This window comes from Nisaea sediminum (assembly GCF_014904705.1).
GTDB lineage: Bacteria > Pseudomonadota > Alphaproteobacteria > Thalassobaculales > Thalassobaculaceae > Nisaea > Nisaea sediminum.
Map to the genome: position 1 here is coordinate 58,761 of NZ_JACZCQ010000005.1, position 13,290 is coordinate 72,050.

At 61.6% G+C, this 13,290-nt stretch carries 10 protein-coding genes; 3 read left to right on the forward strand and 7 right to left on the reverse strand.

Annotation, left to right across the window (positions count from 1 at the left end):
- Positions 1–41: 41 nt before the first annotated feature.
- Positions 42–2,039, reverse strand: a complete 1,998-nt coding sequence (locus tag IG122_RS10825) for a methyl-accepting chemotaxis protein (protein WP_193183368.1) — start codon at positions 2,037–2,039, stop codon at positions 42–44.
- Between the two features lie 301 nt (positions 2,040–2,340).
- Between IG122_RS10825 and IG122_RS10830 the strand changes: the two genes are divergently transcribed.
- Positions 2,341–2,808, forward strand: coding sequence for a PAS domain-containing protein (locus IG122_RS10830; RefSeq protein ID WP_193183370.1), 468 nt, complete (start codon positions 2,341–2,343; stop codon positions 2,806–2,808).
- Between the two features lie 43 nt (positions 2,809–2,851).
- Here the strand turns inward: IG122_RS10830 and queG are convergent, their stop codons facing one another.
- The 4 genes from queG to IG122_RS10850 are packed head-to-tail and all read right to left on the reverse strand — an operon-like array spanning position 2,852 to position 6,751.
- Positions 2,852–4,054 (reverse strand): tRNA epoxyqueuosine(34) reductase QueG, encoded by a 1,203-nt coding sequence (gene queG, locus IG122_RS10835; protein WP_449867097.1) that lies wholly within the window; start codon positions 4,052–4,054, stop codon positions 2,852–2,854.
- Positions 4,002–5,126, reverse strand: a complete 1,125-nt coding sequence (gene tgt / locus IG122_RS10840; protein ID WP_193183372.1) for a tRNA guanosine(34) transglycosylase Tgt — start codon at positions 5,124–5,126, stop codon at positions 4,002–4,004. The genes queG and tgt overlap by 53 nt, the downstream gene beginning before the upstream one ends.
- Positions 5,123–6,166: a tRNA preQ1(34) S-adenosylmethionine ribosyltransferase-isomerase QueA gene (gene queA / locus IG122_RS10845; RefSeq protein WP_193183374.1), complete on the reverse strand. Its 1,044-nt coding sequence runs from the start codon at positions 6,164–6,166 to the stop codon at positions 5,123–5,125. Before queA ends, tgt begins: the two co-directional genes overlap by 4 nt.
- A gap of 9 nt (positions 6,167–6,175) precedes the next feature.
- Positions 6,176–6,751 (reverse strand): queuosine precursor transporter, encoded by a 576-nt coding sequence (locus tag IG122_RS10850; protein WP_226893502.1) that lies wholly within the window; start codon positions 6,749–6,751, stop codon positions 6,176–6,178.
- 291 nt (positions 6,752–7,042) lie between these two features.
- On the opposite strand from IG122_RS10850, the gene IG122_RS10855 reads away from it, so the two are divergent.
- A complete protein-coding gene (locus tag IG122_RS10855; RefSeq protein WP_193183376.1) occupies positions 7,043–10,273 on the forward strand; it encodes a transporter substrate-binding domain-containing protein in 3,231 nt (1,076 codons plus the stop codon).
- A gap of 570 nt (positions 10,274–10,843) precedes the next feature.
- A complete protein-coding gene (locus IG122_RS10860; RefSeq protein WP_193183378.1) occupies positions 10,844–11,056 on the forward strand; it encodes an RSP_7527 family protein in 213 nt (70 codons plus the stop codon).
- 30 nt (positions 11,057–11,086) lie between these two features.
- Here the strand turns inward: IG122_RS10860 and IG122_RS10865 are convergent, their stop codons facing one another.
- Together IG122_RS10865 and IG122_RS10870 are read right to left on the reverse strand one after the other, a co-directional pair.
- On the reverse strand, positions 11,087–12,631 hold the full coding sequence (locus tag IG122_RS10865; RefSeq protein WP_193183379.1) for a benzoate-CoA ligase family protein: 1,545 nt from the start codon (positions 12,629–12,631) through the stop codon (positions 11,087–11,089).
- A 100-nt stretch (positions 12,632–12,731) separates the two neighbouring features.
- Positions 12,732–13,196: a flavodoxin domain-containing protein gene (locus tag IG122_RS10870; protein WP_193183381.1), complete on the reverse strand. Its 465-nt coding sequence runs from the start codon at positions 13,194–13,196 to the stop codon at positions 12,732–12,734.
- Between the last annotated feature and the right edge of the window lie 94 nt (positions 13,197–13,290).

Sequence of the window (13,290 nt, forward strand, 5' to 3'; positions counted from 1 at the left end):
CCGCGAGGCTCAGGGATCGCGGTGGCAAAATGTCATTTCCGTCAGGCCGTCCGTATGGTTTGAGCAGTGTTGCGCAATTCCTGGTCGAGAACCGTCGACTGCTCGCTCAAAGCAGCGGTTGCGCTATCAATTGTCCGGGCAATCTCGCCGGTGCTCGCCACCGCCTCCCGGACCCCGATCATGTCGCGTGTGACCTGCTGCGTTCCCGCAGCGGCCTCGTCCACAGAACGGGCGATCTGGGCCGTCGCGGCACTCTGCGCCGAGATCTCACTGGAGATATTGCCGGAAAGTTCGTTCACCCTCTGGATCGTTCCGCCGATACTTTGGATAGAGGACGCCGCCTTTTGCGTTGCGCTCTGGATGTTGCCGATCTGTGACCCGATCCGGCTGGTCGCTTCGGCGGTCTGATTTGCGAGACTTTTCACTTCGGAGGCGACAACGGCAAACCCCTTGCCCGCATCGCCGGCACGCGCGGCTTCGATCGTCGCGTTCAGAGCAAGCAGGTTTGTCTGCTCCGCGATCTCGGCGATCAAGCCGACGACCTCGCCGATGTCCTGGGAAGCCTGCATCAGCTGTTCAACCTCGGCGACAGTACGCTCAGCCTCATGACTTGCCGAGGAGGCAATGTTGGCGGTTTCCTCAACCTTTTCGCCGATCTCCCTGATGGCGGACGCAAGTTCCTCCGCCGCTTCCGCCACGGTTCTTACATTCTCGGATGCCTGTTCCGCTGCGGCGGCAACAGAGTTCGTCTTCGCGTTGGTGTCCTGCGACGTGTTCGACAACAGGTCCGCGACCGCTTTCAACTCGGACGAAGCTCCGGACACGGCACTTGAAACACCGCCGATCCGGCTTTCCATGGTTGCCGCCATCTGATGAAGCATGGCGACACGCTCGTCGTTGGCGCGAACCTCTGCCGCCTTCCGCTCCTCCGTGAGCTTTACGCGCTCGATCGCATTCTCCTTGAACACCATGACCGAGGCAGCCATTTCGCCGATCTCGTCCTTTCGGCCCTGATCGGAGATTTCCACATCCAGATCATCGCGGGACAATCGTTTCATGATCGCCGTCATGCGGCTCACTGGCTTGCTGACCGATCGGGCGACGAGGAGGCTGATGATCGTAACGACGACGATGGCCAGGACAAGCGTGACAAGCAGAGCGATCTCGAGCTCGCTCATGGTTATGTTCTGGTCACCCACCGCGTCCTGTTCCAGGGACGACGCCAGCGTTTCGATGGACTTTGCGCTTTCGATCGCTCCCGTGACGAGGGAGGTGAATGCGTCGCGATTCCGGTAGAGGGAATCCCTGTGCTCCGCGAACTCCGAAACGCCCTTGAAATAGTCGCCGAGAAGCTGGTCAATCTTCTCGCGCTCTTCGTCTAGCATCGGCGCTGCTTTGAGGATTTCGCGGAACTCAGCGGCCCTTTTCTCGATTCTGCCGATATATTTCTCGCTGTCCCCGCGGATGATGAAGTCCTTCTCGTGGCGCCGCATCATCAGCATTTTGATGGTCATCTGGTTGAGAAACTCCAGCTTCGTGCCGATCGCGGCCTCTGCCTGCTCCTTGAGCATGGTTTCAATGGAGTGAACCGCGCCACGGAGCTGGCCGCGCAAGCCTTCTTTCTCCGACTCGCCGAGCACAACCACCGCAGACGCAAGGTTCTCGTATTCAGTCTTGAGCGAGCTCAGGATGGGGAGGAGCGTCCGGGTCGCCTCGTCGATCCCTGTCGAAATCGGTGCGGCAGCCAAAGTGTCGTATGCGGAGAGCAGTTTCCGGTCTTCGCCCTCAAGCTCCTCTTGCTGATCCAGTTTCAGCGTGAGGACCATTTCGGCGGCCAGATGCCGGACATTTACAAGGCCCTGAACGAGACTCGACGATGCGGCGGCAGCTTCCTGCGCCACGACCATCTGTTCAAGAGAAGTCCGGACCTTGTCATCCGACACTTTGAACACAACACCAAGCATGACGAATGCGACGAGGTTGACCGCCACAATCAAGAGAATTTTCCACAGGATTCGAATATCGGAAAACGAACGCATCTACGTGCCCCCAAACTCGTTGCTTGAGGTTCTCGACACACTACCAAACGGCCCCATCGGGTGAGCCTGCCGCAAGTCGTCACTGGTCTCAGGAAGAGAACTCTCGGTGGCCGGACGATACGAGGCAGGCGTGAAAGAAAGATTAATAAGATTTTATTCGCAATTAAGGGAATTTTAGGAAAACGACCTCTAGACTGCCACTTCTGCCTCTGGAGCTTCACTCCTCGGCTATCGCTTCTATCCGTTCCTTTTCAGCCCGGTTCCGGTCCGGATCTAGAAAGTCTATGTAGGCATATTCTCGATGATGAACACCGCCTTTCTCGAAACCGCCTCGAAAAGCTTTCAGGAGCAGATGAGTTCGCGCGCGATCCCTCTGCTCGCCTACTGGTACACAAACCGCGGTGACAATCCTGTTCCTGACCGCGAGACGTTCAATCCTCATGATCTTCAGGAGTGGCTGGGCTATCTCAGCATCTACGAATACGTTCCCGAACACGGGGATTTCATGAACAGGCTGGAAGGCACGCTCATAACCGAAATGACCGGGCAGGACTGGACCGGGCGGTGGGCCTCGGACGTCGACCGGTCCTTCGGATCGACCTTCCTGGAAGAACTTGCAGAAGTGCGCTCGACCGCTACGCCCCTGATCGACAGCGTGCGGATCTATCAGAAGAAATACCGCACCGCGACAAAACTGCTGATGCCGGTAGTCGATAGCAAGCGAGATGGCGCGGATCAGGTGATTCTCGCCATGTTCCCCAACTGGTGATTTCGAAGCGGCTCCCGGGAACATGAGATCACCTCGACCCTGATCAGGGACGAGACGCCCCGATATCCCATTCCCTAAGAACCGCCGGGTCATCCCCATTGTTGCGCGCGTTTTCGCGCATCACAGAAAACGCCTCAGGCTCCATCAGACGTCCCGACGCCCAGACAGCCATGGCCCGGACTATCGGCGAGGCATCCCGTGTCAGCGCTTCGATTTGCGGCAATAGAGAGACGTCTCCGCAGTTCCCGCAGGCAATCAGCACGTTGCGCAGAAACCGGTCGCGCCCGATGCGCTTGATGGGCGAGCCGCTGAACCGTGCGCGGAACGCCTCGTCATCGAGACCGAGGAACTCAGCGAGCGGTGGCAGGTCGAGATCGTGCCGCGCGGCGAAGGCCGCCTCTGACGAGGCTTCCGCGAACTTGTTCCAGGGACAGACCGCGAGACAGTCGTCGCAGCCGTAGATCCGGTTGCCCATCGCTTCCCGGAATTCCTCCGGAATGTGTCCCTTGTGCTCGATCGTCAGGTAGGAGATGCAGCGCCGCGCGTCGAGCGCGTAAGGGCGCGGAAAGGCGTCGGTCGGGCAGATATCGAGGCAGCGGGTGCAATTACCGCAATGGTCCGTCTCGGCCGCATCCGGCACCAGCTCCATGTCCGTGAAGACCTCGCCGAGGAAGACCCAGGAGCCGTGCTCGCGCGAGACCATGTTGGTGTGCTTGCCCTGCCAGCCGAGCCCAGCGGCGGCGGCGAGCGGTTTCTCCAGTACGGGCGCCGTATCGACGAAGACCTTCACCTCGCAGCCATACTGCTCGACCATCCAGCGCGCGAGGCGCTTCAGGCGCTTCTTGATGAGGTCGTGGTAATCCTTGTTGCGGGCATAGACAGAGATGTTCGCCCGGTCGCGGGCGCCGAGATTCTCCATCGGGTCATGATCGGGGCCGTAATTCTGCGTCAGGACGACGACCGACCGCGCGCCCTCCCAGATCGCCCTCGGCGCGATGCGGCGCTCCAGATGGGTTTCCATCCAGGCCATGTCGCCATGCTCGCCGCCAGCGACGAATTCCCGGAGCCGGTCCTGTTCGCGGGTGCCGACCTCGGCGCGGGTGATGCCGACAGCGGAAAACCCGATGGCTGCCGCCTCGTCCTTGATGCGCTGCTCTGGCTTGATCCGCCGTTCCGGCTCCATCCGCGCTCCGTCAGAGAGGTTCGATATCGCCCAGTGCCTGTTCGGCCCGGAAAGCGACCGCATGATCCTTCAGCCTTCCGCCCTCGATGGCGGAGCGGAGCCCGGCCATCACTTCCTGGAAGTAGGCGAGATTGTGCCATGTCAGCAGCATCAGACCCAAGACCTCGCCGGTCTTGAAGAGATGATGCAGGTAGGCGCGGGAGTAATCCTTGCAACAGGGGCAGGAACAGCCCGGATCGAGCGGGCGCGGATCCTCGGCATGGCGGGCGTTGCGGATATTGACGGTGCCGCGCCTTGTGAAGGCCTGTCCGGTGCGACCGCAGCGGGTCGGCAGCACGCAGTCGAACATGTCGATGCCACGTTCGACCGCGCCCACCAGATCGTCCGGCTTGCCGACGCCCATCAGATAGCGCGGCTTGTCCTCGGGCATGTTCGGGGTAGTGAAATCGAGCGTGGAGAACATCATCTCCTGCCCCTCGCCCACTGCGAGGCCGCCGACCGCATAACCGTCGAAGCCGATCTTCGTCAGCGCGTCGATGGATTCGTGCCGGAGATCCTCGAACACGCTTCCCTGCACGATCCCGAAGAGCCCGTAACCGTCCCGGTCGACAAAGGCGTCGCGCGAGCGCTGCGCCCAGCGCATCGAGAGCCGCATGGACTCCGCCGCCTCCTTTTTCTCCACCGGGTAGGGCGTGCATTCGTCGAAGCACATGGTGATGTTGGAATCGAGCTGATGCTGGATCCTCATCGAGCTTTCCGGCGTCAGCTCGTGCGACTTGCCGTCGACATGGCTCTGGAAGGTCACGCCCTGCTCGGTGATCTTGCGCAGCTTCGAGAGGGACATGACCTGGAAGCCGCCGGAATCGGTCAGAATCGGCCCGGACCAGTTCATGAACCTGTGCAGCCCACCGAGCTTCTCCACCCGCTCCGCGCCGGGACGCAGCATCAGGTGATAGGTGTTGCCGAGCAGGATTTCCGCGCCGGTCGCCTTCACCGAGTCCGGCAGCATGCATTTCACCGTCGCCGCCGTGCCGACCGGCATGAAGGCCGGCGTCTCGATGGTGCCGTGCGCCGTGGTCAGGCGGCCGCGCCGGGCGCCGCCGTCCTTGGTGATCAGTTCGTATCCGACGGTCATGTCGAAAGGTCCGTGCGTTTCAGGAGACAGGCATCGCCGTAGGAGAAGAAGCGGTAGCCCTCCGCCTTGGCATGTTCGTAGGCGGCGAGGATCCGCTCGCGCCCGGCCAATGCCGAGACCAGCATCAGCAGGGTCGATTTCGGCAGGTGGAAGTTCGTCAGCAGCATGTCGACGATCTTGAAGCGGTAACCCGGCGTAATGAAAAGGCCGGTCTCGCCGGAAAAGGGCGGGAGCGAGCCATCTTCCCGCGCCGCGCTCTCGAGCAGACGCAGGCTCGTCGTCCCGACAGCGACCACTCGCCCGCCCGCGGCGCGTGCCCGGTTGATCCGCTCCGCCGCCTCTGCGGAAATCTCGCCCCACTCGAAATGCATCTTGTGATCGTCGGTATCCTCGACCTTAACCGGCATGAAGGTGCCGGCGCCGACATGCAGGGTCAGCGCGCAGCGCTCCACACCGGCGGCATCGATCCGCCCGATCAGCCGGTCGGTGAAGTGCAGCCCGGCCGTCGGCGCCGCGACCGCGCCGTCGCGGGCCGCGAACATGGTCTGGTAGGAGGCATCGTCGTCGACGCTCTCCCCTTCGTCCCGCTTGATATAGGGCGGCAAAGGCATGGAGCCGACGCGCTTGAGGGTCTCGATCAGCGCGGCGCCGGTCTCGGGAAAACGGAAGACGGTTTCACCGCCGTCCCGCTTTTCGATCACTTCGGCCTCAAGCTCGCCTTCGAAGAGCACGCGGTCGCCGACGCGGCAGCGTTTCGCCGGACGCACGAAGGCGGCCCAGCTTCCGTCAGGCTCCGCCTTGTGCAACGTCGCCTCGATCCGCGCCTCACCCCGTCGGCCGATCAGACGGGCCGGGATCACCCTTGTGTCGTTATAGACAAGGATGTCGCCCGGTCGGAGCAAAGCGGGGAAATCGCCGACCGAGCGGTCGACGATCCCCTCGCCCGAGAGATCGAGCAGCCGCGCACTGTCCCGCGGCTCGGAGGGGCGAGTCGCGATGAAATGCTGCGGCAGCTCGTAATCGAAGAGATTTATGTGCATCGGGTTCCGTTAAGCGGCGGGATCCGCCGCCGGTTCATCCCGCTGGAAACGCTGGGGCAGGACGGCGATGAAGGCCCGGAACGGGACCAGAAGCACCGCCGCCATGGCGAGCTTCGCGCCGTAGTCCCCGACCGCCCAGGTCACCCAGGGCAGGCCCGTCGCATAGAAAGCGAGGGAGAAGAAGAGCGCGGTATCCAGCGCGGAGGAGAGCAGCGAAGAGATCAGGGGCGCCTTCCACCAGCTCTGCCGGCGCAGCTTGTCGAACACCCAGATATCGAGGAGCTGCGCGGTCAGGAAGGCGGTACCGGAGGCGAGCGCGATGCGCTGGTCCGCAAACCAGAGCGACAGGGCGACGCCGAGCGCGAAGCCGGTATAGACGACCTTGCGGGCCGGACCCGGTCCGAAGATACGGTTCACCAGGTCGGTCACCAGGAAGGCGATCGGATAGGTCAGCGCGCCCCAGGTCAGCCAGTCGTTGATCGGATAGTTGACCGCGATATTGGAGACGAGGACGACGACACCCATGGCGGTCATGCCGGCGATGAGGCCGGTGCGGCCGAACACGGCCGTGTTGGAAGTGCTCATCGAAGAGCTCCTTTTCTGTTCCTGCCGTCACGGGAAGCCATGCCGGCTTGAAATAGGTCCTGCCGGTGCGGGAAGCCTCACTGGCCGAACAGTGCGGCGGGTTTTAGGAGCCTGCTCGCGTTTTGTCGATGGAAATCGATACTCGGGGAAACGGCCCTACGCCCAACCGGACTGTGCAATTTGAGCTTTCCTTCTCGCGGGTGGCGCGATCAAATGCACTCTACATTTCTCTTGAGGGTGCGCTGCATGCGCGATCCGGCTGCAGTTCCTGACGCCTGAAAGAGATAGGCATTGGCCGGAGAGAGGCAGAAGGCCTGGATGATCTCCTCAGTGAAGCCCGCGCTCCTTGCCGCAATCCTTGCGGCCCTGTTCTACCCATTCATTCTCGCTCCGGGGTTCGCGCAGAATGTTGAGCCGGTCGCACACCTCGATCTCACAGGCGAAGAACGGGACTGGATCAAGTCGAACCCCGATGTTCTGGTCGCCTTCGATCCGTTCTATGCGCCGTACAGCTTCCTCGGCAACAAAGGAGGCTATACGGGGCTCGCGCCGGAACTGTTTGCGCAGATCGGCAAATTGACGGGACTGAATTTCCGGGCCGCTCAGGTACGCGACTGGAACGACATTCTGGACAAGGCCCGCTCGCGAAACATCGATGTCGTGGCGACCGTCGTCGAGACCGCCGCGCGGCGCGAATTCCTCGACTTCACCGACCCCTTTCTGCCGACACCGCTCGTCATCATGGCCCGGACCGGCGACTACAGCGTTCTCGGGCCGGAGTCCCTTTCCGGCAAGACGGTCGCCCTGGTGCGCGGTTATTCGACCACCGACCGGGTTCTGGCGGACCATCCCGACATCATAACGCGCTTCGTCGACTCGCCTCTGGAGGGACTTCAGGATCTCTCGGTCGGACGCGCTGACGCCTATGTCGGCGTCGTCGGGGTCAATACCTATCTCGTCCGGCACAATGGGCTCGCGAACATCCGGATCGCGTCCGAATACGAGCTCGGCCTTGGCGAAACGGCACAAAGCATCGGCATCCGGCCGGATCGGCCGATCCTGAGACGGATCCTGCAGAAGGCGGTTCGCTCACTTGGGGATGTCCAGCAGACGGTGACCTATCAGAAATGGATACCGATCCTGCAAACCGTGGTCGAGGAGACCAGCAGCGCTCCCTTCGAGTTGACCGACGAGGAGCGGGCCTGGCTTCGGAAGTTCGGTCCGATCCGGATCGGCACCAACAACGCCTGGGCGCCTCTCGACTATGCCGATGCCGACGGCAACCCGGAAGGCATCGGCGCCGGTTTCCTCGAAGCCATCGACCGCAGGTTGGGACATGTGATCGAGATCGTGCCCGGCCCATGGCCGGAGATCTACGCAGCCGCGGAAACCGGTGCGCTTGACGGGATCGCGGGCATCACGCCCACGGAGGCCCGGAAGCGGGCCTTCACCTTCACGGATCCCTATATAGAAGTCCCACACGTCATATTCGCGCCGGTCGACGAACAGCGGCTCCCGTCCCTCGATGCACTCAGCAACAAACGCGTCGGGATCGAGGCAGGCTTCTTTCTCGGCGACCTGATCGAACAGCGCTATCCCGGCGTGACGGTCGTCCGTTTCGAGACAACCGGCGACGCGCTGACCGCCGTTTCGAAAGGCGAGGTCGACGCCTATGTCGGCAACCGCGCCGTCGCGAACTATGCCATTCACGCGGGACTTATCACGAACCTGAAGGAACACGGCACGATCTCGGAAACCTCCTCGATCAACGCCTTCGGCTTCGCAAAGGGCCGGGAGGTGCTGCGCGACATTTTCCAGAAAGCTCTCGACAGCATTACCGTCCGTGAGAAGCGCCTGATTTCCGGTCAATGGGTTTCTGTCGAGAGAGAGCGAACACCGTTTTACCTGACACCGGCGGAGCGGCAGTGGCTGCTCCGGCATCCGACGATCCGCGTCGCCGGCGACAGGGACTACGCGCCGATCGAGTTCATCGGCGAAGACGGAACCTATCAGGGCCTTGCTCCGGACTTTCTGGCGAAGCTGTCCGAGATGCTCGGCATCAGTTTCGTCTATGACACCAAGTCGAGCTGGCCCGAAGCTCTGCGCAAGCTCGAGAATCGCGAACTGGATATCGCCTCCGCTGCAGCCGCAACGGATACACGCCGCGCATATGCCAGCTTTACGTCACCCTATCTCCAGCTCCCTGTCATGATCTTCGGACGGAAGGGCGGCTTCTTCGCGGCGAATCTGGACGATCTCTCAGGCAGAACAGTTGCCGTGGTCCGTGGCTACGCAGATACCGAACTCGTCATGAGCGGACATCCGGAGCTTTCCTTCGTTCAGGTCGGGACCGTCGCCGAAGGTACCGAACTCCTGCTCGCCGGCCACGTCGACGCCTTTGTCGGGAGCGTTCTGACGACGGTCCATACGCTCCGCGAAGACGGGAACAACGCGCTCATGGTGATGGGAAAGACCCCGTTCTCCGTCAATCTCTCGATCGCCGTAAGGAAGGACTGGCCGGTGTTCACTTCGATCGTCCGCCGGGCGGTCAGCCACCTGTCAGCGACCGAGCGCACCGAGATCGTCAACAAATGGATCGGTCTGCGGATCAAGGAGCCGATCGACATGCGGCTGCTGCTGCAGCTCAGCCTCACGGCCTTCGCGATCATGGCCGCGGCGGCGGTCTGGATCTATTTCCTCTGGCGCCGGACCCGGACGCAGACGGTGGAACTGGCCGAGAGGAACCTGGCGCTCGCCGAAGAATCCAGGACACGCCTCGCGGCGCAAAGGATCGCGGAACGCACGACGCAGGAGAAAGATCACCTTCTGGCGAACGTGTCACACGAAATCCGGACTCCGCTAAATGCCATCCTCGGCTATACGGAACTCCTGCAGGGCCGCATCGCTGCGCTCCGGGCCGGCGGCAAGATCGCCGAATATCTGGATGCATTGCGGATTGCCGGAACGCAGTTGCAGACGATCGTTCAGGACCTGCTTGAGCTGGCCGCGAACCGTGGCCGTATCGAACTTGCCGAGGAACAAATCGCTCTCGACACCCTCTTTGCCAATGTACGGAGCCTTCTGGACGCAACGGCGGGGGAAGAGCCGTCTTGCGTGAAATGGCCGGAGCCGGTGGCCACGACCGTATTGGTGGACCCGCACCGGCTCTCGCAGGTCCTCGTAAATCTGCTCGACAATGCCCGCAAATTCTCGCCAGCCAATACCGAGGTCACGCTTACCGTTCGCACATGCAGCAACGGCGATCTGGAGATCCTCGTTCAGGATCATGGCATCGGAATAGACCCGGATATCCTGGACGATGTGATGGAGCCGTTCGTGCGCGGCGACGATCCCTTCGTGCGGACGTCGCAAGGATCCGGCCTCGGCCTGTCAATCTGCAAAGCCTTTGTTGAGGCTCATGGCGGCACCATCAGATTGCAGAGTGTCCGCGGCCAAGGCACGACGGCCATCGTACGCTTGCCGAAAAGCCGGGTCGTCCACCTCGAGCAACCCGCATCATAACCGTTCAAGATCCGCCCGCCGAATGATCAATTCGTTCGATTTAACATCAATCAGCCAACAAAAACATCAATCAGTCGATTTATTAATTCCGTACGGTCATTAATTTGGTGTTAAAAGAGCCAATTAACTCGTTATCTTGATCGGATTATGTTCTGTACATCATCGGATCAAGGAGACGAGAGATGAGCAGATCCCAGATAAGGACTCCGACTGTCGCAGAGATCAATTCCGGTGTTGCCGCCGGAAAGCGGGAACGCTCCGAAGCCCTTTGGGCGATTCTTTCCGGACTGAGTGCACTCGTCCGCAAGCACTTTGAATGGCGCGAGAATATGCGCCGCATCGCGATCAACGGTCGCTGCCCGAACTGCAGTTGCTAGGGCCCGAAAACGGCTCTCGGCACCCATGCGGATCGCGAATGCTTTACATATGAAACATTCTGTTTCCGCATGCCATCTTTGCTGCAATGCAATATGGATACCGAAACCCTGATCGGTTACATTGCCGATAGTGGGAAACGCAGAAGCCAAGCAGCAACAACAATCGGGCGCGCCTTTAGACAGGAGCACTGTAATGACTGCGAAGAGCCCAAAAATCGAACGCCAGACCATCAATCACGCCGAAATCGAGCGCTACATGGCCGCCGGCCGGGCGGAACGGTCCAAGGCCGTTCACGAAGCCCTCAAGATGGTCGGCCGCGGTATCGCGACGCTGTTCGACCTGCATGCCGTGATGCAGAAAAAGGTCAGCTTCGAGCCCACCGTCAAGGCGGCCCCGAAGCACTGATCCCGATCACCGGACCGGGAAACCGCCGGATCAGGCGGTTTCCCGGAGCTTGAAGCGCTGGATCTTTCCGGTCGCGGTCTTCGGCAGCGTGTCGGTAAAGATGATCCAGCGCGGATACTTGTAGGCCGCCAGGTCAGCCTTGACGAACGCGGTCAGACTCTCGGTCAGCTCCGCGCTTTCGGTCACGCCTTCGACGAGCACCACGTAGGCCTTCGGCTTGATCAGACCGTCATGATCGGGATGGCCAACCACAGCCGCCTCCAGCACAGCTTCGTGCTTCAGCAGCGCCCCTTCAACCTCGAAGGGCGACACATAGATCCCGCCGACCTTCATCATGTCGTCATTGCGGCCGCAATAGGTATAGACGCCGTTCTCGTCGGCCACGTATTTGTCGCCGGTCCGTGTCCAGGGGCCGCGGAAGGTGTCGACGCTCTTGGCGCGCTGGTTCCAGTACATGATCGCCGAGGTCGGACCGGAAACCTCCAGGATCCCCATTTCGCCCGGCTTGCAGAGCCCGCCCTCGTCGTTGACAAGCCGCAGATCGTAACCGGGCACCGCCTTGCCCGAACTGCCGGGATAGATCTCGCCGATCCGGTTCGAGAGGAAAATGTGCAGCATCTCGGTGCTGCCGAGCCCGTCGAGGATTTCCGGGCCGACGCGCTTGCGCCAGCGGTTCAGCAACTCTTCCGGCAGCGCCTCGCCTGCGGACACACAAAGCCGCATCGCGTGCTCGCCCTGTCCGGGAAGGTCCTTGGAGGCGAGCAGCATGCCGTAGAGCGTCGGCACGCCGAAGAAGATGGTCGGCTTCTGCTCACGCAGGATGCGCGAAACCGAGACCGGGTCCGGCGGCCCTTCGAGCAGGATCGTCGTCGCTCCGACCGCGAAGGGAAAGGTCAGCGCATTACCGAGCCCGTAGGCGAAGAACAGCTTCGCCGCGGAATAGACAATGTCGCTCTCGGAAATCCCGAGGGTCGGGATGGCATAGAGATCCGCCGTGGCAAGCAAGTGTGAATGCAGATGCACGGCGCCCTTCGGCATGCCCGTCGTGCCCGAGGTGTAGAGCCAGAAACACATGTCGTCCGGCACCGTCTCGGCCGCCGCTGTGTCTGTTCCAGGCGTCGCCAGGAAGTCCGCGAAGGAGGTATGCCCGCCGGACTCTCCACCGGAGACCACGACCAGGCGCGGGGTATTCGCCTCAGCCAGCACGCCGTCTTTCAGATTTGCCGAAACGAACAGAGCCTCCGCGCGGGAGTCCGAAAGGATGAACGCATAATCGCGCGCCGCCAGCCGGGTGTTGACCGGAACCGGAATGACGCCGGCCCTGATTGCACCCAGAAACGCTGTCGGGAAATCGATCGTGTCATGCAGGGCGAGAATGACGCGCTGCTCTCGCCGAATGCCCGCGGCCCGGAGCGCGTTTGCAAAGCGCTCCACCCGGTCCGAAAGCTGCTGATAGCTGTAGCTGCCGCTGCCGTCGATGACGGCGATCTTGTCCCCGCGCCCGGCCTCCAGATTGCGGCCGATCAGATCCTCGGCCGCGTTATAGAATCGCGCCGCCCCGGCGTTTTCCGCCATACGTCCCTCCCAATTCGACCTCCCGCGAGGCCATGACATGCTGGGCGCCGTTCTCCGGCGCTCCGTTTCTTCAGGTTTTAAATTGTTCCGCCCGAGGAGATCAGGCGGCCGCCTTGGCCTCCATGACGGAGATCCAGCCCTCGATCCACTCGATCGCCTCGTCCTCGGCGAGATTGCCGGAATTGGCGTCGTGGATATGCCGTTCGATCACGCGCTCTGCGCCACACTCGGCGAGGATGGTGTCGAACTTCTGGCCGGCGAAATTGAAGGTGTCCTCGTAGGTCATGTCGCCGAGACCGAAGACCGCGAAGCTGACGCGGGACAGATCGGGCTTGTTCGCGACCAGCGCCTCGTAGAATTCCGTGCCGTTGTCCGGGATCTCGCCATAGCCGTAGGTCGAGGTGCAAATGATGAACTGCCCGCCCTCGTCGAACACTTCCGGACCGAAATCGCCCATCAGCGTCGCTTCGGCATCGATGCCGCGATCCGCCAGGGTATCGACGATTTCCTGTGCGCAGAGATCCGCCGTACCGCCTTGCGTGGCAACGAGAATTTTCACCGTCATGCTTCCACCACTCCTTCTTGCCCGGTCCGCGGTTCGATAAAGTGACCTAAATCAGACACGCACTATAATTCATGTTACAGCGTGGAGCAAAGAA

Bases quoted from the DNA above. Each gene is read 5' to 3' on its own strand.
- IG122_RS10825 (WP_193183368.1), bottom strand. From the start codon at position 2,039: ATGCGTTCGTTTTCCGATATTCGAATCCTGTGGAAAATTCTCTTGATT.
- IG122_RS10830 (WP_193183370.1), top strand. From the start codon at position 2,341: ATGATGAACACCGCCTTTCTCGAAACCGCCTCGAAAAGCTTTCAGGAG.
- queG (WP_449867097.1), bottom strand. From the start codon at position 4,054: ATGCGGTCGCTTTCCGGGCCGAACAGGCACTGGGCGATATCGAACCTC.
- tgt (WP_193183372.1), bottom strand. From the start codon at position 5,126: ATGACCGTCGGATACGAACTGATCACCAAGGACGGCGGCGCCCGGCGC.
- queA (WP_193183374.1), bottom strand. From the start codon at position 6,166: ATGCACATAAATCTCTTCGATTACGAGCTGCCGCAGCATTTCATCGCG.
- IG122_RS10850 (WP_226893502.1), bottom strand. From the start codon at position 6,751: ATGAGCACTTCCAACACGGCCGTGTTCGGCCGCACCGGCCTCATCGCC.
- IG122_RS10860 (WP_193183378.1), top strand. From the start codon at position 10,844: ATGACTGCGAAGAGCCCAAAAATCGAACGCCAGACCATCAATCACGCC.
- IG122_RS10865 (WP_193183379.1), bottom strand. From the start codon at position 12,631: ATGGCGGAAAACGCCGGGGCGGCGCGATTCTATAACGCGGCCGAGGAT.
- IG122_RS10870 (WP_193183381.1), bottom strand. From the start codon at position 13,196: ATGACGGTGAAAATTCTCGTTGCCACGCAAGGCGGTACGGCGGATCTC.